The sequence below is a fragment of the Staphylococcus sp. GDY8P131P genome, from assembly GCF_017891975.1.
GTDB classification, from domain to species: Bacteria; Bacillota; Bacilli; order Staphylococcales; family Staphylococcaceae; genus Staphylococcus; species Staphylococcus nepalensis.
In genome coordinates this window covers 40466-61118 of the sequence record NZ_JAESKF010000003.1, presented here as the reverse complement: position 1 = coordinate 61118, position 20653 = coordinate 40466, and the positions used below count along the sequence as shown (strand labels likewise).

Sequence of the window (20653 nt, the reverse complement as noted above, 5' to 3'; positions counted from 1 at the left end):
ACATTTAAAATGAATTGTGACTGAATGCGATGCTCCTCATTTAAAGTTAATTTCTTCATTTTCAACAATATTTTTTATAAATATATTAATTTCAGCATTATACGCCTCATATCGTAAGTTGTTGTTTTTCCTTAACATCAACGCTCAGAGCCAGAGGAAAACCAGAATCCTCCAACACAATCTGGATTTACAAAAGCTTCAAACACTTTATCACTAGGCACATTGTTTTACATTTTCGTTACTATATCCAATAAATTCACAACCTTTCTCCTAAAATAAATCTTTTATCTACCAACCATATGTTCATTTTCAACTGTTTCATTATTGGCTATGTATTATGTCATACCCTAAAATGTAACTAGGTATTACGGAATCAGTAATACAATTGCAAATTACTTATAACTTATATATTATTAATAATTTTGTTATAATTTAACAATCACTAAATATATAGATTTAGGAGCTAATTATGAAAAACATCTTAAAAACTTATTTATATTATTTAATTATGCTCGTTATTGTCGGCATAGTATTACTCGGTTTATATTTCACATACGTATGGAATCAGGACCAACCTCAGAACCATGATCAATCCCAGCATCAAGATCAATCCCATAACCAAGACCAATCTCAAAATCAGGATAAATACCAAAATTTCTCTCAATTAAAATCAGACACTGAGAAAAATAGCGATTGGCAAAGAAACATTAAGAAAACTAATAATAAAGATATATTAATCACTGCTATCCATGGTGGTGGCATTGAACCTGGTACTTCTGAATTAGCTAAGATTATCTCTAAAAAAGGAGATTTCAACTTATACAGCTTTGAAGGATTATTAAAATCAAATAATAAACAATTACATATTACTTCTACTCGTTTTGATGATTCTAAATTAAAAGAAATGAGTAATAAATCTAAAGAATCTATTTCTATACATGGCTTTCAAAGCGATGAGAATGCAGTTTATATTGGTGGCCGGGATAAAAAAATGGCCGATTCAATTAAGAAAGAATTAGAAAAAGAAGGATTTAATGTAGAGGAAAGTCCCAACCGTATTGACGGGAGTTCAAATAATAACTTTATTAATAAAAACGACAGTGGTTCTGGTGTACAACTTGAGATATCTACTTCTATCAGAAAATCGTTTTTCAAAAAAGATAACTTAGACAGAAAAACGAGAGAGAACACTTCTAAATATCGTCAATCTATTTATGATTTTGCAGAAGCTGTCACTAAAGGCATTCACTCTCAAACATAAAAAATTTAATTTATTAAATAACTCATTTTAAAATAAATTCAACGAAGGTATCTTTATTTTATTTTCGTTAACTGAGGTTATTTTGTATTATACAGGCTAAGACTTTTTAATAGTTGCCTTATAAAAACGTCACGATTAGTATATTTTAATTCTAGTTTACTACAGCCAAGCATATTGAGAGCCTGGGGCATATATTGCTCCCCCAGGCTCTTCTTATTCTACAAACTATTTAACGAATACCCACTATAACGCATCTTTCAAATGGTGTACCATTTGTCTAAAGCATTTAACAATTACTACACTACCAATATCATTTTATGCTTTTTAAAATAATAGACATCACTGCACACACCACCGTAATTAATAAGAAGATATTCATTATAATCATATCTGTACCATACACGTCGAAGCCTAATTTAAAATTCCCAGAATGATTACCCACGTAACTATTTATAAATACAATAATCAACACGCCAATTGCAGACAGAATTCCAATAAAATCAAATAATAATTTAACACGTCGATGTTTAATTCCTTTTGTTAACATAGCATTTCACCTCAAGTTTTATAATTATCTTTTGATTTATATTTTATAACTAAGTAAAGTGCTCTATATGTGTGATTGAATCATAAACTTTATACATACACTTGTTCATTTTTGGCTATCACTAAATGAAGTTCATTTATTTTTTTATTGATGTATGTCCTTTTTGATACGATATCTACGGTTCATTATTCCAATCAACACACCAAATATCATATATATAATATAAATCCAAAATCCCTTGCCTTCAAATGATTTTAAATTTGTATATTCAAAAATAAGGTAAATAGACCCTATCAATAAAAAAGCATATAATAACGTAAAATAATGATTAAAATATTTCATAAACATGCCCCTACGATATCAATATTAATTATTTTGATATCTTTCTAAATCATACTCTCTGAACTTAGACACCTACGTTTTAATATTTGAAATAATGTATATATTAGTCTCTCAATTTCTATGCATAGAGTTAATTTAACACGACATGATACATTCCACAACTTTAATAAAAAGAGAAAAACAGTACTAACACAAGATTAGAACAGACTGAATATAGAAGGTAAAACGCTTATATAAGGACTATTTCTATTTCAAATACACATATTCTAAATTATATTGAAGGCCGAGACATTATAAATGTTCGGCCTTATTGACAGTAGCAATTTTTATTTGATTTTTAAAATTTGTCCTATTTTCAAACTATTCGACGTTAATTTATTATCCTTTTTAATTTTTTCTACACTCGTCCCTTGCTTTTTAGCAATGCTGTAGAGCGTATCTCCCTTTTTAACAGTGTGTGTTTTAACTAAGTATAAAGTTTGCCCTTTACTAATATGATCTGATTTTAAGTTATTCCATTTTTTTATATTATCTACACTCACTTTACTTCTTTTCGAAATATTATAAAGCGTATCTCCCTCGACTACCTTGTGTGTATCGCCAGTAATCGAATCACTCGGTGTTTCGGGATTTTTCAACTTCAATACTTGCCCCACAGTTAAATTGTTACTACTTAAGTTATTCCATTTTTTTATATTATCAATTGAAACACCACTTCGTCTTGAAATACTGTAAAGCGTATCTCCTTTTGTCACTTTGTATGTGCTGCCAGTAATAGCATCATCACTATCGTCACCTGAAAGAGATTTATAATGTTTTTGTACTAAACTGTAAAATTGGTTCATGTCATATCCCCATTGACTAAAATAACCAATAGGATCCGTATGGTTTGTGCCACCCCAATACTGACTTACAGCATTATGACTAATAATTGTCCCTGTACCTTGGTTGTTATCTGCAAGAGAAGGTTGTAAACCATTAGCTTTCAACATTTTTGCTGTTAAATAGGCCTGGTTATTTACAGATTTAGCGAATTCATCAAATGTATTAGACCTTGTTAATTCGATTTGATAAAAATAAGGGTTCGCGTTTGCGCCAGCCCCCCAAGCTAAATATTGGCTTGGGGCAGTTTGAATAATTTTATCACTACTCGCGTATGCGTGAACAAATGCACTATTGTAATTGTTGTACATATAATTCACTTCACCATCAATCGTGCTATTTGGATTAGCCGTTTCATGAATAACTACACCAATGTATTTGCCAGACTTATAACTATACTGTGGCAAATTATTTATTCTAGTATCTTGAACAATCTTCGCTGGCTTAATATTATTATTTGCTATATATGTATTCACATCTTGATAAGCACGATTTGCAGCAAAACTTCTCATCTCTGTACTATTATGTTCTGCAACTTTATTATGTAATTTTAAATCTTCTGGTGTCAGTGCATTTTTCAATTGTTGTGGGCTCATTTTTTGAGCTTCTTCATAATCAATCGCTTTGCTGGTGTCCTCTCTATTTTGCTTATTGCTTTTATCTGTGTTTTGTTCATTATTATCTTGGGCAGCCATCGCCGTTTGCGAAAGTAGCAAGCTAGAAACCAATAATAGTGAAACACCAAACCTAAATTTCATAACAACATCTCCCTAGTTAAAATTTGAATCATATTACATGTCGATTTCAAAAAAATTCATTTTCAAAACCTCTTTAATTTATTCTATATTAATTTTGAAACATTTACAAAATGTTATTTTATTTGGCTCATTATAATAACAAAAATTATATTTTAATTATTTACAAAAAAAGCCGCTACTCATTTCGAGTAACGACTTTGATTATATATCTGTAAAAACACTTGATAAAATCGCGACTAAAGCCACTATGAGCACTAATACTAATATTGAGTCAATTTTCCTTTGGTTCCGCTTATTCATAGGTTTTTTAAACTCTTTTATTGCTACAATACCAGCGCTTACCACAATGATTAAACAGATTACATGAAATAACAAAATCAGTACAGACACCACGAACACCCCAAATCGTTAAAAATGCGCTTATTCAGTAATATTCACCTTAATATATCCTTACGAATAAGTTACACTGCTTATTTATTCATACCCATTTTATAAACTAAAATAACCAGATTTTTACATTTCAAATTGACTATAGATAATGTTAAAAAGATTTGACATATTACGCAATTTTTTTATGTTAATGATACGTTAAACCTATTTTAATTTCGAGGTGTCATATATGAAATATTTAATTATTTTTATTGTAGTTCTATTGTTTTCAGCTAGTTGGAACGTCTTGTCTCATAAATTTTTACCTTCAGAGCTAACTGACCACCCAAACGATCAATTTGACGAGAGGCAAAGAAAAATGTTTTTAGCGGTTTTAGCAAGAACCTGCGTATGGAGTGTATATAGTTTGTTATTTATTCTTATCATGCGCTTATTAAATGTGTGGGATTTTAATCATAGTCTATTTGGAAACTATCCAGAAATAACTATGATATTCATTATTTTCTCATTAGCTATTATGAACTATTTCTATATTAGACGTAAATATATGTCAAAAGGTCATTAAATCAAAAATAAAATTAACGTTTATCGTCATAGCAATGCATTTCTCAATTCACATGAAACCAAGTCGTGAATGTATCTAGACAAATTATTAATGCTATTGAAAACAATCAATACAACTCTTCGTGATCTTTGGCATTCAAACTTGCTAAAATACATGGGGCCACAGTTGATGATTTAATTCGTTAATTACTTATTAATCATAAAGATAAGCCTATTCCGCTTCAATTCGCATATACATTTCCATTTATGTATAAAAAAATGACGCAACCATACTATTGAATTTTATCATTCATTATGTTCATATTTCTCTACTTATATGCTTTATGATTTACTTTAGTATTAATTGGTAAAATGCTAAATCTAACCACTGTTCAAATTTATAACCAACACATTTTATATTCCCACATGCTTCAAAACCGTATTTCTGATGAAGTTTTATACTCCCGACATTAGAAGCATCAATACCTGCTACGATTGTTTTAAAATTATTTTTTGTGATTTCATCAATTAATTTAGTTAATAATTGGGAAGCAATACCCTCATGACGTGTTTCGGGAGCAACGTAAATAGAATGCTCCACTGTATATTGATATGCTACCCAATTCCTAAATGGTCCGTATGTTGCAAATCCAACCACTTTACCGTTTTTAACGTAAACAAAAACAGGTTCCGCTTTTTCTAATTTCGAATAAAACCACACTTCTCTTTCTGCTAATGTAACTGGTTCATATGTATAAACTGCAGTAGTGTTTAAAATCGCATCATTATAAATAGCTAAAATAGCTTGTAAGTCTGTTTGTTGTGCATGTCGTATCATAAAATATCACCTCTCACTTATTGTATATTGAATGTAAACCAGCAGCAAATTAATGTTAGAAAATATAACAAAAAACACTCATCATAACTGTCATCAGTTAGCAAATGAGTGTTGTCCATTAAATGATTTACATAAAAAACGCATATACTTATCAGTTATTATTTATTAATAAATTGTAATTCATAAAGTGCTTTTTCTTCATACGTATTAAATCTATCTAGCTTACCATTTAACATAATCGTTTTTTCTTTTCTACTTACATTATGGTAATAAGTAATTTTTATATTTAAATGAGACTCATAACCATTATTTTGAATCGTAGACTGTAATTCATCGAAAACATCTTTATTGATTGGTAACAAATAGCTTTCTTTACTAGGTAAAATACTCACATATTTTTTCTGAATTACACTATCTTCATCTAACAAAATTTCAATCTTAATGTATTTAGCTGCGCCGCCTCCTAAATTATACATCTTTAAATAGTCTTGATGATTAAGAGAATCAGCGCTTGTATTAATCATTTGTAATTGGTTATCTTTATCTAGAGAAAGTAGAATCTGATTAAACCCTAAAGCAGGAATAAATGTGATTTTCATTTGATATAATTGAATCGAAACTGAAATAAAATAAAACAATGCCATTATAAATGTTCCTATAGAACCAATGGCGGAAATGATATTAATCATAATAAGCCACCTTTAAATTTAAAATTAGAGATGGTCGTTGATTACCGCAACGCTTTTTACAATTGTTCATCATTTTCTACCCGTTATATTAAGAAATTGTTGTATCATTCATTGGCTTTCCATTATATTGTGTCTTTATTTATTCTTTTTAAGTGCCCCAACAATAAGTGAAACTACAAAAATAAGTACGATAGCGCCGATAAGCGCTGGGAAGATTGGGACGCCGCCCCATACTGGTCCCCAAGTACCTAATAATCTGCTCCCTATAGCTGAACCGATAAGTCCAGCAATAATGTTTCCAATGATGCCTCCTGGGATATCTTTACCTACAATAGCACCTGCAATCCAGCCGATCAAACCACCGACAATAATCATTATTATAAAACTCATATGAATAATCTCCTTCTTAACTATAAATTTTAAGATACACGAATATTGCGATAATCAACATGAAAATACAATACCATACATACTTTTAATTCGTAAATAGCTATAAAATGCTAAATAAAAAAGACCCCTAATTAAAGGGGCCTTTATAACGGGAGTTATGAATCTTCTGCATACCCAAGGGCACACAGAAAACCCATCTCCTCATTTTCGCACACCCGAGGGCATGCAAAGTACATTATAAAACGCATTAGTAAGAATGTAAATCTTAAATTGATATTTTTTCTACTAAACTATAACACAATATTTAAGTTACTTCGTCCGCATTATAAAATAATGACAATACAAAAACCTCGTAAGCTTTCTGCCTACGAGGTTTACAGATACAATATTTATTATTGTTCTTCTTTAACATATGGTAATAATGCCATATGACGTGCACGTTTAATAGCTAAAGTTAACATACGTTGGTATTTAGCTGAAGTACCTGTTACACGACGTGGTAAAATTTTACCGCGTTCTGAGATAAAACGTTTTAATAATTCTGTATCTTTATAGTCGATATGTGTAATGCCATTTGCTGTGAAATAACAAACCTTTTTACGACGACGTCCGCCTCTTCTTGGTCCACCTGCCATGGTAACTGCCTCCTTTTAAAAAATTTTATATTTTATATGTTCACTATAATTAAAATGGTAAATCATCATCACTAATATCAATAGGTCCGTTTGCGTTCGCAAATGGGTTGTTTGATTGATTATGATTTGATGAATTATTGTTATTATTTTGATAAGAAGACGTGTTTTGTCCATATTGTTGTCCACCAAAGTTTTGGAAATTATTATTTCCTTCTTGAGCATGACGCTGATTTTGGTTTTTAGGTTCAAGGAATTGAACACTATCACAGACAACTTCAGTCACAAATATACGACGACCTTCTTGGTTTTCATAGCTACGTGATTGAATGCGACCGTCAACGCCAGCTAAACTACCTTTGAATAAGTAGTTGCTTACATTTTCTGCTTGTTTTCTAAAAACAACGCAGTTAATGAAATCAGCTTCGCGTTCCCCTTGCGCATTTGTAAACGTACGATTTACCGCTAGAGTAAAAGTCGCAACACTCACGCCTGAGGGTGTTGTTCTATATTCTGGATCTTTCGTTAAACGACCGACTAAAACAACTCTATTTATCATTTAAACGACCCCCATTTATTATTTTCTTGTCTTATCTTCGTCTTCACGAATTACGATATAACGGATGATATCATCTGTAATTTTAGCTAAACGTTGGAATTCGTCAGTAGCTTCGTTATCTTCAGTTTGGATACGTACGATATTGTAGTAACCTTCACTGAAATCATTAATTTCATAAGCTAAACGACGTTTGCCCCAATCTTTAGTTTCTAAAACCTCTGATCCGTGAGAAGCTAAGATACCGTTGAAACGATCAACAACAGCTTTTTTAGCATCTTCTTCAATGTTTGGACGAACGATGTACATAACTTCATATGTTCTCATTTATAATTGCACCTCCTTGTGGTCTATACGGCTCACCATCTAATGTGGTAAGCAAGGAATAATTTTCATTACTCACAATCAAGAATTATAGCACACGCCTTTACATTTTACAATGATTAACAGACGTTCAAACGTATATTTTTTATTGAATGTTTCATATGAAACATCTAGAAATACGAGTACATTTAATGAAATTCCAAAATCACAATAAACGCATACTTTAAATCATGAACCCCATTTATATTTTATAAAAATTTCTTATTTATATAATTAAAAATCACTTGAGACAAACTTGATAAATAATTTTAATTCTACTAGCATGTCAAATATGTTCTTGTTTTATATGTTTTTGTAGCAAAAAACGCTTACATTATTTACATCATTCTATATTTAAAAAGGAGATTTATATGAGTTCAATAATCAGAAAAGGGTTTTTATCAATTAGTATTCTATTTGCAACTACAATGACTTTGAATGCTGCACATGCAGCTGAAGATACAGCTAACCAAAAAGGCACAATGGGCTACGGATACCAAAAATACCTTGACGAACATCCAGAAAAAGCTCAAAAAGAAAAACCTGAAAGTAGTTTTCGTTCTGAAGCTGGCACAACAGCTGCTGGAGAACGCGTCTTAGATATATCAGAATGGCAAGGTGACCTAACAGCTCAACAAGTAAAAGACTTAAAATCAAATTACGACTTTATTATTATTCGCGCCCAATACGGATCCGAAAAAGTTGACGCTACATTAGAACACAATTCAAATTTGTTAGATAAATATAACTTAGATTTCGGTGTTTATTCCTACAGCATGTATGAAAATCCAGAGGACGCACGATATGAAGCACAAACATTATATAACCGAGCACCTAAAGCTAGCTTTTATATTAATGACTTTGAAGAAAACACCGTAACATCTGGCACGACAGAAGAAAGTACTTCCGCATGGTATGATGAAATGCGCAGCCTTGCTGGTGATAAAAAAATCTTATTCTATTCTTATGAAAACTTTATGAAAGAACATGCTTCGGAATCTGTTGGTCAATACGATGGCTATTGGATAGCTAATTATAATCCAGGACAACCAACTCAAGAACATGTGTTATGGCAATATACAGATAGCTACGCATCACCTGAATTAAATCAAAATGTAGATGCAAATTATACTGGCCCTGGTGTAGATACATCATGGTTCACATCATAAGTGTTTTAAAATAACTGCACAATGTGTTATAAAAACATCCACAACATATAAGAAGCAAGGCAGTAATCCAATGTTTCTAAAATTGATTGCTGCCCTATTTTTATTTTGGGTACACATATATAAGCTCAAGTCTTTCTTTTTAATTTATATATCACTCAAACAAAAATCTAACCAATCAATATAAGCTTGTTCACGAAGTATTGCCTTTTTCAATATACGAATATGTTGAGCATCTTTAGTAGAATCAAGACTTTTAAAAATCGACTCTAAGTAACTTAGCTTTTCTAACTTATATGTTTGCTTACTTACTAAAAGATTTTTCTTCTCTTCAGCCTTTAAATAATCATAGAAGTAAACTTTAATTGCAAAAGGGTCTTTATTATTTTCTTCCTCATCTGCTGTTTCAATCCAATGGTATAAGGTTTTCTGACCTAACGGCGTAATACGATATATTTTTTTTGTTACCTTACTCGTTTCATCTACATCTGAAATAAAAATATGTTCAGATTCCAAAAGTTTTTTTAGTTCATTATATATTTGGCTATGTTTGGCAGACCAAATCTCCCCTATAACCTCACTGAATGATTTATAAATTTCGTACCCTGTTAAAGCTTGATGGTTTAATAAACCTAAAATTGTGTATTGAAGCACATTTTTCAATTTAATCACTCCCATTGATTTGACATGATTAGTATACAGATTTAACATGTAAAAGTAAACATGTAAGTAATTACATATAGGAGGTCGATCAGCATGTCTACATTAAAAGAATTTATTGGAATGCATATGATTTATACGTATGACAATGGATGGGAATACGAAATGTATGTTAAAAATGACCATACCATTGATTACCGTATTCATTCAGGCATGGTTGGAGGCAGATGGGTAAAAGACCAAGAAGCTGATATCGTTGAAATCATTGAAGGCGTTTATAAAATATCTTGGACAGAGCCAACTGGTACCGATGTTTCATTAAACTTTGTCCCTAATCAAAATCTAATGCATGGTGTTATTTTCTTCCCAAAATGGGTGCATGAGCGCCCAGATATCACCGTTTGTTATCAAAATGATTTCATTGGTTTAATGGAAACATCTAGAGAAAAATATGAAACGTACCCTAAATATGTTGTACCAGAATTTGCAAAAATTACTTACATTGGTGCACCTGGCGTGGATAATGAACAAGTTATTACACAAGCACCATATGAAGGTATGCCGGAAGATATCAGACAGCACAAATTAAATTTCCAAAAATAAGTTAGAAGTACAAATTTTAATATTTAAGACAGCCGTATGATTAAATATTAAAATTATAAAAACCCCTATATATTACAAAATACGTAATATATAGGGGTTTTAAATTTAAACATTAAATCTAAAGTGAACAACGTCGCCATCTTTCATGATATATTCTTTACCTTCTAATCTTTGTTTACCAGCTTCTTTGGCACCATTTTCACCGTTAAATTCAACGTAATCATCATAACTTGTCACTTCTGCACGAATAAAACCGCGTTCAAAATCTGTATGGATAATGCCCGCACATTGTGGCGCAGTCATACCCTTAATAAATGTCCAAGCGCGTACTTCTTGTACACCAGCTGTGAAATAAGTCGCTAAACCTAATAAGTCATAAGTTGTTCGAATTAAACGATCTAAACCTGGTTCTTCAATACCTAGATCTTCTAAAAACATTTCTCTGTCATCAGCTTCAAGTGTAGCAATTTCTTCTTCAATCTTAGCGCTAATTACGATTACTTCAGAATCTTCTTTATCTGCATATTCACGAATTGCTTGAACCTTTTCATTATCTTCATCGCCTATTTCATCTTCACCTACGTTAGCGATGTATAGCATTTCTTTAGATGTTAATAATTGTGCTTGATTCACATATTTTTGGTCTTCTTCAGTGAACTCTAAACTTCTTACTGGATCACCTTCTTCTAATGCTTCTTTAATTCTTGTTAAAATACGAACTTCATTTACAGCATCTTTATCTTTTTGTCTCGCCATTTTCTCTAATTTTGGTAGGCGTTTCTCAACTGATTCTAAATCTGCTAGTACAAGTTCCATATTAATCACTTCGACGTCTTCTATAGGATTCACTTTACCAGACACATGAGTTACGTTATCATCATCGAATGCACGCACAACTTGGCAAATGGCATCAACTTCTCGAATATGAGATAAGAATTTGTTCCCTAACCCTTCACCTTTAGAAGCGCCTTTCACAATACCTGCAATATCAGTAAATTCAAATGTTGTAGGTATTGTTTTTTTCGGTTGTACCATATCCGTCAATACATCTAATCTGCTGTCTGGAACCTCTACAATGCCTACATTGGGATCAATTGTTGCGAATGGATAGTTCGCTGCAAGTGCACCAGCTTTAGTAATTGCATTGAAAAGTGTTGACTTACCTACGTTGGGTAAACCAACGATACCTGCTGTTAAAGCCATTTAGTCATTCTCCTTGTTTTCAGTATCTTGATTAGATACTAGTATTTTTTTTAATTTTTTATTAAAAGTTTGTCTTGGAATCATAATACTTCTTTGACAATTTTCACATTTTATTCGGATATCTGCACCCATGCGAATAATTTTAAAACGATTTGTGCCACAGGCATGTTGTTTTTTCATTTCTACAATATCATTTAAACCGTAATTGGATGTCATTCTGTAACACCTCCGATCGTCTTACGCATTATTTTGTTGATTGGCTTCGTATTTTACCATCATTGGTTGTGGCATTTTAATTTCTTTAAGTTTGAATAGTTTCAATATTTCTTTTCTTAAAATGCGTGCGCCTGTAAAGCCTTCTCCAGGTATCGTCTCTGCAGAAATACGCAATACGATTTCATTATTTGTGATGGAATTTACACCCACAACCTCTGGCGTAGATATAAATAAATAATATTTCGAACGAATCGCTTCAAAGAAAGCATTTAATTCTTCTTCTACTTTATCAATATCTTCCTCTATAGAAACTGGGATTTCTACGATCGCTTCACCATTTATCACAGAGTAGTTCGTAATTTCACCGACACTACCATTTGGTAATGTCGTCAGTTCGCCAGAAATAGTATTAATGCGCATAGATCTTAACCCTATTGATTTAACAGTACCTTCTGCTACTGGAGCACCACCGTTACTAATTTTAACATAGTCTTCCACGTCAAATTGATTTTCAAAAATAATAAAGAAACCTGTAATGATATCTTTAACTACAGTTTGTGCACCAAAACCGACTGCTAAACCTACAACACCAGCACTTGCTATGATGCCTCCCACACTGATACCAAATTTACTTAAAATCGTAGTCAACACTATAAACCATACCACATACGAGACTACATTTTGTACTAATGATATTAAAGTTTTTGACCGCTTTTTATTACCATTTTTGCCTTTATTTTGAATTTTAAAGAACTGTGCGATACCTTTGTTCACAAAATGTAAAATAATCCATGCAGCCACTACATAAACAATAATCATTATTAGATTAGAGAGTAATGATTGATACGTTTCTGGTTTCAATAATGGTTCTATTATCGAATATAGAATATTTTTCACTTGATCCAACTATACTTCCTCCTTAACACATTGTCACTTTAGTTTATTATAACCTTTTTAAAGCTGAAACAAATCCAACTTTCGCTCTAAATTACGACCTTATCAATGATCTATGCCACTACGTTAACCTCATCTAGTTTATTAAAAATATAAGGATTAGCAAAGTGTTTAAGCATAATTATCACTATATTTTTTAATGTTTTTAGTTAAAAATAGACAAAAGAAAAAGAACCATAATTTAAAATTATGATTCTTTAACACCCAATAAGTAATATTACTACAAAAACACTTTGAAATAAAGCATTTTTTTGATTTTCTTTACCCCCCTCAACTACTCAATATCAATTTTATATACTTCTTTATCTATCAAGCACATTTTACACTAGTTAAAATAATAATTACATACATTCTAATTTCAATTAATTTATTATATTAACGCTCAGGAATACTTTTTGGCCATCTAGGGGATTTTCAACATAAACCAATATAATTATTATAATATTCAGATAAAGGGGGTGTTCACTATGTTAGCAACATTAGCAGAACAAGTTCTCAAATTAATTTTTGATCAAATTGAATAATCGCGTTTTACTTTTAAATATGAAGGAGTGATTAAAATGATTGAAAACATACTTGAACTCATTTTCAAAGATATTTTAAAATAGTAGATGTTTCTTTTAAATGAAATACTTACAATGGATAAGTATTCAGATTAAGGTTACATACATTTGAAAGGAGGGATATTATGGTAGGAGGATTATTACAAACAGTATTAGACTTAGTTTCAAGCATTTTACCTTTATAATTTTAAAGCATGGATAAAAATTATGATTCTTTAACACCCAATTATTTATATGAGGATAGCCATCTTTTAACAAACGATACTTCTGATTTCAATAGGTTATGAGTACCTACTGACCCTTACATCAGTAGGTACTCTATTTTTGAGACTAACAATAAAAATGAGCCTAGGCAGCTTTTATGCCTTAGGCTCATTTTTATTGTTAGCAGTAATGAACTTGAATGAAACTATACTTGTACCAACAACCATCTGTTACTACATCCTATTATACAAAATTTCAAAACACTAAATTTGATAACGGATTTATTCAGCAATTTTTTTCTCAAGATTGTTGAAAAGTTTAAATATCATGACACGTTCACCTGTTTTAGAACTTAAATCAGTGTGAAAACCTTTAACTTCTTCACCAGTAATCGAGTAAATAATATCATCGAGTGCTTCAATACCAGATTCTACTAATTTTGATCTTGTACGTTTAATTGTTAATAATCCTTCATGCGTTTCGCAAACTTTATATTCAGCTTGTGTCAAAACGCCTTGTAAACTCACAATAATCATATCACGTAAAATATCTGTTTTTACAGAAAGCGAACCACGACCAAGGAAATCTTTTTCCCATTGTGTAATTGCTTTACTGATTTCAGACTCATAGGCACCTTTGGTTGTTTTCATGTCGTATGCATCTCCCATAGAATCAGAATGTCTTATCACATTATTTTAATAATGCTAACATTATCATTTTTGCATGTATTTCTCCATACTTATGCGCAATTACCAAGAAATTAATCTATCTAGTTGCCTTAACCATTCACTTATCTGCCACCATATCATTTTAAAATCATCTTGATAAATTAATTTAATGGCCAATCATGCCATTGACCAAATGCATCTATACTTGCTAATTTAACCCATCTGTTTAATACTTTTTGATAAAAATCATGATTATCGTTTAATATCTGTCTAATAAAATCATCCGGTGCTTGAACGACAATAAGGAGTCTGATAGGTGAATGATACATTTCATTATCTGCTGACATCACAGATTGCCAAGGTAGACCTGTCAATAAATCACTCGCATTGCCTTGCATCACGCCTATACCAGCTGTGATTGTTTGTGTCGTCTTACTGCCACTACCGTAGTAGTGAGGCGCTACTGTTGAAGCGTAGTATTGTAAATTAATCCATTGTGCTACAGTAGCTGGTCCACTAATTATATTAGCTAATATACTACCGTCACTATCTTGCTTCCAATCATAATTGTGTAAAAAAGATCGCCCTTTTAAATCACTATGTTTAGTTAAGTCACGTTGACCAATGATAAATGAAGCGTTTCTTGCTAACCCCCACTCAGGTCTAATTTCGCTCCAATCATTTGTTAAGCGATGTACTTCTTTTAAAGGGTCTTTTTTAAACAAATGATTGTCTGGCAAAGCTTTCAAACGCTGCTCGTTTGCTCTATAGCTAATATCAGGCATAGCTGCTTGTATTTGATTAAAAGCATTTTGCGCAGTTTCAGATAAATTAGGCGTATATATCCAATCTAACTCATCGATAGAAGTTTGATGTTCTGCTGCTACAAAAACAGTATCTTCTGGGATAACGATGCCTTCAGTTAATAAGGATGCCCTTACTTCTGGTAAATTACATAATTGCGCCAATACTTTTGCATTAAATCCACTTGCTGCACCGCCACACGCCCCACAATCTAACGAGGAAGCATAGGGATTGTTCGCACTTTGACTTCCATGGCCACATAACACCACTAACGGCGCAAAATGAGAAGTCAGTCCCATTAAACGCAACACCTGATGCACATAATCTACTTTCTCTTTTTCTGTAAAACCAACTGGCATACCTTCTTCAGTATGGTTACAATGTTGCAATGATAATGTTGTATCATTTGGTTTTTGTAACCAACCCGCGTAAAATTTTCTAATTAATTTACCAACAGGTCTGGGTGTAAAACTACGTGAAAACATTTGAAGGGTTAACCAAGGTCCACTTAATTCTGGTAATAGCAAACTAGGCAAAGCGTTTTGCTTCATTTTCTTAAATGTATACGTTATTGATTTAAGTATATGCTGATGTTGGCGAAAAGTAGTAGGTTCTTTTTCGTGTGTGTACTCTTTAATTTTATGTTGAGGCTGGTTCATCACAGGTAAAGAAGGATGACTATGTTCACTTCCTAACGCTTCCTTTACAATAGGCAAGCCAAAGAAGCCTGCAATACCAATTGTCTCAAATGGCCCCGCCGCTTCTATTTGCCGACGGAAAGGTTCTGAACGCACATCGATACAAAATGCCATTTGCACTTGTGTTGTGTGCTGTTTGTGCTCAACGTTTTGCTCCGATTCAACAGCGGTTTTTAACTGTTTTTCATAAGTTGCTTCCCAAGCTTCTAGTAACAATTTTTTACAAATTTGCGTTTCAAAATGGATCGCAAAATCAATATACACCTTTTGTTGAGATACGGATAACTGGTCCCATTGTTCAGTTGTAAACAGATCGGTATGAATCCAATTTTCCCTAAATTCATCAACTGAATATTCAAATTCATAATTTGGCTCTGTTGCAGGCAAATAAGGTTGAACGATAGCCCATTCTAAGCCAACACGAATCGCTAAATAGGCTAATAGCAATTGATATTCAGTGTGATGATATTCATCTTGCCATAGCATCATGCCAGCCCACCCAGGCAACGCTAATAAATGATTTTCTAAATAGGATTGTATCTGGCCCTCCGACACTCCTAATGCTTCTAAACATACTTCAAGTAAATCTTCAGCACTATCTGGTAAAGTCTTCAGACGTGTACGCTGTTTTTTAGATAACGCAGGATCATGTTGAACAAGGCGTCTCCATGCAACAAACAACCCTTGGTCACGGTTGGGCATTGTCCAACCCGATTGGGCATCGTCAAGGTACAATTTACACCATTTAATTACATGATAATCTACTATATCTATTAATTTTTTATCGTTTTTATCAGTGATATACGTACTCACTAATGATGTTGTATTCATGTCATCTGTTTTATTTAATGCATTCGTACGATGGTTTGCTATGTCTTGACTTTCTGAAACACGATTCAATACTGTTAAGTGGGCTAAATCTAGAGATTTTCTAGCATAAGTTTCAACGTGATTTTTAGCTATAGAAGGGTTTATTTGTTTTAACCACTGTTGTAACTTAAGTTCAATCTCACGGTCATCTATTTCATTACGCTCATATGCCTGTTTAAATGTATTAAATGTTGGATAAATATCTACGTCACGTACTTTTTTCAACCATTGTGCAATATTTTCAAATGTATATTGCTCTAAATTGGCCCATGGGTTTCTTGCAGCAAATACTGAAATAGGCGATAAAGGCACAATGACCCTGCTTGCTTCAGAGATGATATGATTGATATCATCCGTATACTGGTTTTGGTTTGTTATGACTTTATTCATTCCCATTTTAGCGGCCTCCTTTTGATAAATAAGTCTTAAGATAATTAGGATGACGTTCAACTGTTTCAGCTTTTGCATCACCTAAACGCACAATCCACATATATAAAATTGAAAATGCTACAGTAGAACGATTGTGTGCCACCCATGTACTAATTAAACTACCTAACAATAAAATAAGCGCTACAAGAATCACGATAATTGTAGGAGGTTGCGCACTATGCAATGTCATTGTATATAATGCATCAGCAAAATAATGATGGACTAAGAAGTATACACCACCGACAACAATTAATACTGTCAAACCGACAACACGCCCTAAACGACCTTCTCCAAACGCAACTAACTGCGTCCACGATACAGATAACGACCAAGCTAAGATAAGGCCACTCACAAGGCGGTAACCTTCTTCTGGCGCGCTTAACCAAAAGCCTAATCCAATAACGATTGCTAAAATACGCCCACTTACAATCCATACATAAGACATTCTTTCATTTGCACGACTTGGCACACTAAAATGGCGTACCGCTGATCCAGAACGAAGGAATAATGTAGCTTTGAATAAACCATGTAAAATTAAATGAATAATAGCTGGAACATATGCCCCCAGAGCACATTGGATAAGCATAAAACCCATTTGGCCAATCGTTGATCCTACTAGTAAACGCTTATAATCCACATGTATTAAGCTTATACCTGCACCTAACAATACCGAAACACTTGCAAAAAACAATAAAATAATAGCTGCTATATCGCCGCTAAAGATTGGTGAAAATTTTGTTAACATGATACCCCCAGCGTTAACGATACCAGCATGCATAATAGCAGAAACTGGCGTCGGTGCGGCTACTGACTCGATTAGCCAACGTTGGAAAGGCCATTGCGCCGCTGGAATCATAACTGCTAAAACAATGAGTAAATTAACGCCGAATTGACCCCAGCTGCTTATAATAGATAAATGTGTCTCATCTAGCGCAGTAGAATAATGCCATTCCCCTGTCAATATACCAATCCATAATACTCCTAAAAGTAACGCTACCCAGCTTAATAAAAATAATTTTGCTGTCACCTTAGCTGCAATGCGTGTCACTTGCCATGCATTTGTCAATCTAATTAATAGCGTAAGCCCTAATAATGTGATTCCCCAACAAACTACCATGATTCTCATGTCTGCAGTCAACCAAGCTAATGCCGCAAAAGTAGTCGTAAAAGTAAATAAAGTGAAATATTTTTTATAACTTTTATCTCCTGCCAAATAGCGAATACAATAGCGTTGAATAACCAAACCGATGACTAAAACAAAGCCTGCCATTAACCATGACAATACATCCGAACGCCATACACCTACTTCTACATTTTTCTGCGAAAAAATAAGACCTAAACATGCAACTAAAGCTGGTAATGCTACAAAATAAATATGTATACGTGCATATTTAGGTGTGATTTTTTTGATTAAGAAAAAGAGACTACTCAAAATAGAAACAATTAATGTTATAAATAGCAATGCTAACAATGCATTCGTATTAATTACGATCATCACGCTACCTCCTTTAATACAACTTCTAAATTTACATCAGCGCAAAATGTCCATTTGCATAATCGTTGAGATTTACATTTTCCATAGAAAAAGCCGACAATTAATAACAAATCGATATTGATTCATTATTATTGTCGGCTTCATTACAACTCACATCATTTTGTGTTTTGCGCTGCTACCTATTAAATATTTATTTATGTTGAAGTTCATTTTTTAATGTCGTACTGTGAGACGTACAATTCTTAATTTCCACTGATATTCATACACTTTTTCAATTTACCAATACAGTTCAATTAGCAACTTGCTAAAGCATGATTTACGTAGAAAACAGAGAATAATATGCCTAACATTTTAGTTTTCAATATTAATAAGATATAACGATTATTCGTGTTTGTCAAGAAAGACTACATGTTACTACGTTGTTTTACAATGCTTTATGTTTAAACACATGTTTAGAAGTAATAAACGAAAGCAACATAACGATTAAACCGAACACTGCAAATGTGCCACCATACCAAAGATTTTTACTGACTTCACTTATCATATCCCCTGAACCAGAGAATAAGGCTAATAAGCCAAAATAGTAAACGAAAAATACAATCACTACTATAATAGAAACAATCATAAAGATTACATTAGATTTCTCAGCACCTATTTTAAAAGTAAACGGGAAAATAAGTGAATATAATGCAATAAATCCAATGCCCAGCATTGCAGAATTAATGCCTGTAACGATACTATCTGCCACAATAGCATTGATTACAAGGGACACGATCATACCCGTGAGTGCCAATATACTGTAAAAAGCAAAGTGACTTGCCACATAAGTATTTCGACTATAAGGTAACGTTGACACAAAATACATCCATTTTGAATCCTTTTCATCCTTTAAATTATCTGTTGCTGGAGAAACTAAAAAGATCATAGGCATAAAACTAGCGATTAATGGATTGGAAAATGAGAAAAATAAACAAATTGGAATACTTAATAACAAATATGTATAAATGGATTTTTTATTCGTAAAATAATAACTCATTAAGTAACCTTTCATACTAACTCTCCTCTCATTAATATTTTCGTCGCGTCATCAATTTGTTCTATAGATTGTGCTATATCTATTTCATCTTTGTTATTGATCAGTGCTTTACCTGAGCCTTTATGTATACGATAAGCTATAACAGCACTTTGATTTACATCAAATTGCCCCTCTTCAAAAGTAACAATGCCATAATCGTTTAATAACGTTTCTTTTTGTTCTTGCAATAAAATGCGACCATTTTTCATAAATATTAATTTATCAGCAAGTGTTTCTATATCTTCTGAAATATGTGAAGAAATAAGAATCCCATTACCTTTATCTATGAAGTCTTCAAGTATTTCTAATACTTCTTCGCGCCCTGAAACATCCATCCCTGCCGTTGCTTCATCTAAAATTAAAAGTTTACTATCATGTGACAATGCAATCGATAGCGATATTTTCATGCTCATTCCACGTGAGAATGTCTTAACTTGACGTTCTTTAGGTAATCCAAAATTTTCAAGCATATCAAAAAAGTGCTTTTCATCCCAAGTACGGTAAATGTTGGCAAATACTTTGCTAATTTCTTTAGCATTCAGTTTATTTGGAAGACGAAGGTCATCAAACACGACACCCATATGTTCTTTATATGTATATTCACGGTTCGTTATAGATTCATCAAAAAATTGAATTTCACCTGAATCTGCAAACCGGTTTCCAACTAATGTATTGATTAGCGTTGATTTACCAGAACCATTTTTTCCAATAAGCCCAACCACTGTGTGAGGTTCAATCGTTAAATTAATTTGATTAAGATTAAAATCAGAATCAGCATAACTTTTACTTAAATTTTGTACATTTAGCAAATATGTCATTGTTATCCCCTTATCTTTTTTTATCATTTAAAACAA

Annotated in this window: 23 protein-coding genes; 4 read left to right on the top strand and 19 right to left on the bottom strand. The window is 32.4% G+C overall.

Going from position 1 to position 20653, the window contains the following annotated elements; all coding sequences use genetic code 11:
- Positions 1-469: 469 nt before the first annotated feature.
- Positions 470-1261, top strand: coding sequence for a poly-gamma-glutamate hydrolase family protein (locus KA894_RS03575; protein WP_119488032.1), 792 nt, complete (start codon positions 470-472; stop codon positions 1259-1261).
- 310 nt (positions 1262-1571) lie between these two features.
- Here KA894_RS03575 and KA894_RS03570 read toward each other — a convergent pair whose 3' ends face one another.
- From KA894_RS03570 to KA894_RS03555, 4 genes are all read right to left on the bottom strand, one after another.
- Entirely contained in the window at positions 1572-1808 is a 237-nt protein-coding gene (locus KA894_RS03570; RefSeq protein WP_119488031.1) for a hypothetical protein, read from the bottom strand.
- Positions 1809-1952: 144 nt separating this feature from the next.
- A complete protein-coding gene (locus KA894_RS03565; protein WP_096811059.1) occupies positions 1953-2150 on the bottom strand; it encodes a hypothetical protein in 198 nt (65 codons plus the stop codon).
- 326 nt (positions 2151-2476) lie between these two features.
- On the bottom strand, positions 2477-3790 hold the full coding sequence (locus KA894_RS03560) for a LysM peptidoglycan-binding domain-containing protein (protein ID WP_096811060.1): 1314 nt from the start codon (positions 3788-3790) through the stop codon (positions 2477-2479).
- Positions 3791-3991: 201 nt separating this feature from the next.
- Positions 3992-4180: a hypothetical protein gene (locus KA894_RS03555; protein WP_096811061.1), complete on the bottom strand. Its 189-nt coding sequence runs from the start codon at positions 4178-4180 to the stop codon at positions 3992-3994.
- A gap of 229 nt (positions 4181-4409) precedes the next feature.
- On the opposite strand from KA894_RS03555, the gene KA894_RS03550 reads away from it, so the two are divergent.
- Positions 4410-4745 carry a hypothetical protein gene (locus tag KA894_RS03550; protein WP_119488030.1) on the top strand — a complete coding sequence of 112 codons (336 nt, stop codon included), beginning with the start codon at positions 4410-4412 and terminating at the stop codon, positions 4743-4745.
- Between the two features lie 327 nt (positions 4746-5072).
- Here the strand turns inward: KA894_RS03550 and KA894_RS03545 are convergent, their stop codons facing one another.
- From KA894_RS03545 to rpsF, 6 genes are all read right to left on the bottom strand, one after another.
- Positions 5073-5561, bottom strand: a complete 489-nt coding sequence (locus tag KA894_RS03545; RefSeq protein WP_119488029.1) for a GNAT family N-acetyltransferase — start codon at positions 5559-5561, stop codon at positions 5073-5075.
- Between the two features lie 158 nt (positions 5562-5719).
- Positions 5720-6250: a hypothetical protein gene (locus KA894_RS03540; protein ID WP_210133701.1), complete on the bottom strand. Its 531-nt coding sequence runs from the start codon at positions 6248-6250 to the stop codon at positions 5720-5722.
- A gap of 135 nt (positions 6251-6385) precedes the next feature.
- On the bottom strand, positions 6386-6640 hold the full coding sequence (locus KA894_RS03535) for a GlsB/YeaQ/YmgE family stress response membrane protein (protein WP_096811065.1): 255 nt from the start codon (positions 6638-6640) through the stop codon (positions 6386-6388).
- A 392-nt stretch (positions 6641-7032) separates the two neighbouring features.
- The gene (gene rpsR, locus KA894_RS03530) at positions 7033-7275 is read right to left on the bottom strand and encodes a 30S ribosomal protein S18 (protein ID WP_042737618.1); all 243 of its coding nucleotides are present in this window, start codon (positions 7273-7275) and stop codon (positions 7033-7035) included.
- Between the two features lie 49 nt (positions 7276-7324).
- Positions 7325-7831 carry a single-stranded DNA-binding protein gene (gene ssb, locus KA894_RS03525; protein WP_210133700.1) on the bottom strand — a complete coding sequence of 169 codons (507 nt, stop codon included), beginning with the start codon at positions 7829-7831 and terminating at the stop codon, positions 7325-7327.
- A gap of 18 nt (positions 7832-7849) precedes the next feature.
- Positions 7850-8155, bottom strand: coding sequence for a 30S ribosomal protein S6 (gene rpsF, locus KA894_RS03520; RefSeq protein WP_096811067.1), 306 nt, complete (start codon positions 8153-8155; stop codon positions 7850-7852).
- A gap of 407 nt (positions 8156-8562) precedes the next feature.
- On the opposite strand from rpsF, the gene KA894_RS03515 reads away from it, so the two are divergent.
- Positions 8563-9360, top strand: a complete 798-nt coding sequence (locus KA894_RS03515) for a GH25 family lysozyme (protein WP_096811068.1) — start codon at positions 8563-8565, stop codon at positions 9358-9360.
- 144 nt (positions 9361-9504) lie between these two features.
- On the opposite strand, the gene KA894_RS03510 is transcribed toward KA894_RS03515, so the two are convergent.
- Positions 9505-10011 (bottom strand): PadR family transcriptional regulator, encoded by a 507-nt coding sequence (locus KA894_RS03510; RefSeq protein ID WP_259340357.1) that lies wholly within the window; start codon positions 10009-10011, stop codon positions 9505-9507.
- Between the two features lie 102 nt (positions 10012-10113).
- On the opposite strand from KA894_RS03510, the gene KA894_RS03505 reads away from it, so the two are divergent.
- Entirely contained in the window at positions 10114-10620 is a 507-nt protein-coding gene (locus KA894_RS03505) for a phenolic acid decarboxylase (RefSeq protein ID WP_119488016.1), read from the top strand.
- A gap of 105 nt (positions 10621-10725) precedes the next feature.
- On the opposite strand, the gene ychF is transcribed toward KA894_RS03505, so the two are convergent.
- From ychF to KA894_RS03465, 8 genes are all read right to left on the bottom strand, one after another.
- Positions 10726-11823 carry a redox-regulated ATPase YchF gene (ychF, locus tag KA894_RS03500; RefSeq protein ID WP_119488017.1) on the bottom strand — a complete coding sequence of 366 codons (1098 nt, stop codon included), beginning with the start codon at positions 11821-11823 and terminating at the stop codon, positions 10726-10728.
- Positions 11824-12039 carry a DUF951 domain-containing protein gene (locus KA894_RS03495; RefSeq protein ID WP_096811072.1) on the bottom strand — a complete coding sequence of 72 codons (216 nt, stop codon included), beginning with the start codon at positions 12037-12039 and terminating at the stop codon, positions 11824-11826. It lies immediately after the preceding gene.
- 21 nt (positions 12040-12060) lie between these two features.
- Complete coding sequence (locus tag KA894_RS03490; RefSeq protein ID WP_096811073.1) at positions 12061-12945, bottom strand: mechanosensitive ion channel family protein; 885 nt, start codon at positions 12943-12945, stop codon at positions 12061-12063.
- A 1096-nt stretch (positions 12946-14041) separates the two neighbouring features.
- Entirely contained in the window at positions 14042-14410 is a 369-nt protein-coding gene (locus tag KA894_RS03485; protein ID WP_096811074.1) for a Na-translocating system protein MpsC family protein, read from the bottom strand.
- A gap of 179 nt (positions 14411-14589) precedes the next feature.
- Positions 14590-17196 (bottom strand): DUF2309 domain-containing protein, encoded by a 2607-nt coding sequence (locus KA894_RS03480; protein ID WP_207606701.1) that lies wholly within the window; start codon positions 17194-17196, stop codon positions 14590-14592.
- A 1-nt stretch (position 17197) separates the two neighbouring features.
- Entirely contained in the window at positions 17198-18724 is a 1527-nt protein-coding gene (locus KA894_RS03475) for an NADH dehydrogenase subunit 5 (RefSeq protein ID WP_242692962.1), read from the bottom strand.
- A gap of 424 nt (positions 18725-19148) precedes the next feature.
- On the bottom strand, positions 19149-19775 hold the full coding sequence (locus KA894_RS03470; RefSeq protein WP_115342458.1) for an ABC-2 transporter permease: 627 nt from the start codon (positions 19773-19775) through the stop codon (positions 19149-19151).
- Positions 19772-20617 (bottom strand): ABC transporter ATP-binding protein, encoded by an 846-nt coding sequence (locus tag KA894_RS03465; RefSeq protein ID WP_115342459.1) that lies wholly within the window; start codon positions 20615-20617, stop codon positions 19772-19774. The genes KA894_RS03470 and KA894_RS03465 overlap by 4 nt, the downstream gene beginning before the upstream one ends.
- Positions 20618-20653: the final 36 nt, after the last annotated feature.

Excerpts from the sequence above, each read along its gene's own strand:
- KA894_RS03535 (WP_096811065.1), bottom strand. The coding sequence starts at position 6,640 with ATGAGTTTTATAATAATGATTATTGTCGGTGGTTTGATCGGCTGGATT.
- KA894_RS03465 (WP_115342459.1), bottom strand. The coding sequence starts at position 20,617 with ATGACATATTTGCTAAATGTACAAAATTTAAGTAAAAGTTATGCTGAT.
- KA894_RS03540 (WP_210133701.1), bottom strand. The coding sequence starts at position 6,250 with ATGATTAATATCATTTCCGCCATTGGTTCTATAGGAACATTTATAATG.
- rpsF (WP_096811067.1), bottom strand. The coding sequence starts at position 8,155 with ATGAGAACATATGAAGTTATGTACATCGTTCGTCCAAACATTGAAGAA.
- ychF (WP_119488017.1), bottom strand. The coding sequence starts at position 11,823 with ATGGCTTTAACAGCAGGTATCGTTGGTTTACCCAACGTAGGTAAGTCA.
- KA894_RS03575 (WP_119488032.1), top strand. The coding sequence starts at position 470 with ATGAAAAACATCTTAAAAACTTATTTATATTATTTAATTATGCTCGTT.
- KA894_RS03470 (WP_115342458.1), bottom strand. The coding sequence starts at position 19,775 with ATGAAAGGTTACTTAATGAGTTATTATTTTACGAATAAAAAATCCATT.
- ssb (WP_210133700.1), bottom strand. The coding sequence starts at position 7,831 with ATGATAAATAGAGTTGTTTTAGTCGGTCGTTTAACGAAAGATCCAGAA.
- KA894_RS03480 (WP_207606701.1), bottom strand. The coding sequence starts at position 17,196 with ATGGGAATGAATAAAGTCATAACAAACCAAAACCAGTATACGGATGAT.
- KA894_RS03485 (WP_096811074.1), bottom strand. The coding sequence starts at position 14,410 with ATGAAAACAACCAAAGGTGCCTATGAGTCTGAAATCAGTAAAGCAATT.
- KA894_RS03515 (WP_096811068.1), top strand. The coding sequence starts at position 8,563 with ATGAGTTCAATAATCAGAAAAGGGTTTTTATCAATTAGTATTCTATTT.
- KA894_RS03545 (WP_119488029.1), bottom strand. The coding sequence starts at position 5,561 with ATGATACGACATGCACAACAAACAGACTTACAAGCTATTTTAGCTATT.
- KA894_RS03570 (WP_119488031.1), bottom strand. The coding sequence starts at position 1,808 with ATGTTAACAAAAGGAATTAAACATCGACGTGTTAAATTATTATTTGAT.
- KA894_RS03505 (WP_119488016.1), top strand. The coding sequence starts at position 10,114 with ATGTCTACATTAAAAGAATTTATTGGAATGCATATGATTTATACGTAT.
- KA894_RS03565 (WP_096811059.1), bottom strand. The coding sequence starts at position 2,150 with ATGAAATATTTTAATCATTATTTTACGTTATTATATGCTTTTTTATTG.
- KA894_RS03560 (WP_096811060.1), bottom strand. The coding sequence starts at position 3,790 with ATGAAATTTAGGTTTGGTGTTTCACTATTATTGGTTTCTAGCTTGCTA.
- KA894_RS03550 (WP_119488030.1), top strand. The coding sequence starts at position 4,410 with ATGAAATATTTAATTATTTTTATTGTAGTTCTATTGTTTTCAGCTAGT.
- KA894_RS03495 (WP_096811072.1), bottom strand. The coding sequence starts at position 12,039 with ATGACATCCAATTACGGTTTAAATGATATTGTAGAAATGAAAAAACAA.
- rpsR (WP_042737618.1), bottom strand. The coding sequence starts at position 7,275 with ATGGCAGGTGGACCAAGAAGAGGCGGACGTCGTCGTAAAAAGGTTTGT.
- KA894_RS03475 (WP_242692962.1), bottom strand. The coding sequence starts at position 18,724 with ATGATCGTAATTAATACGAATGCATTGTTAGCATTGCTATTTATAACA.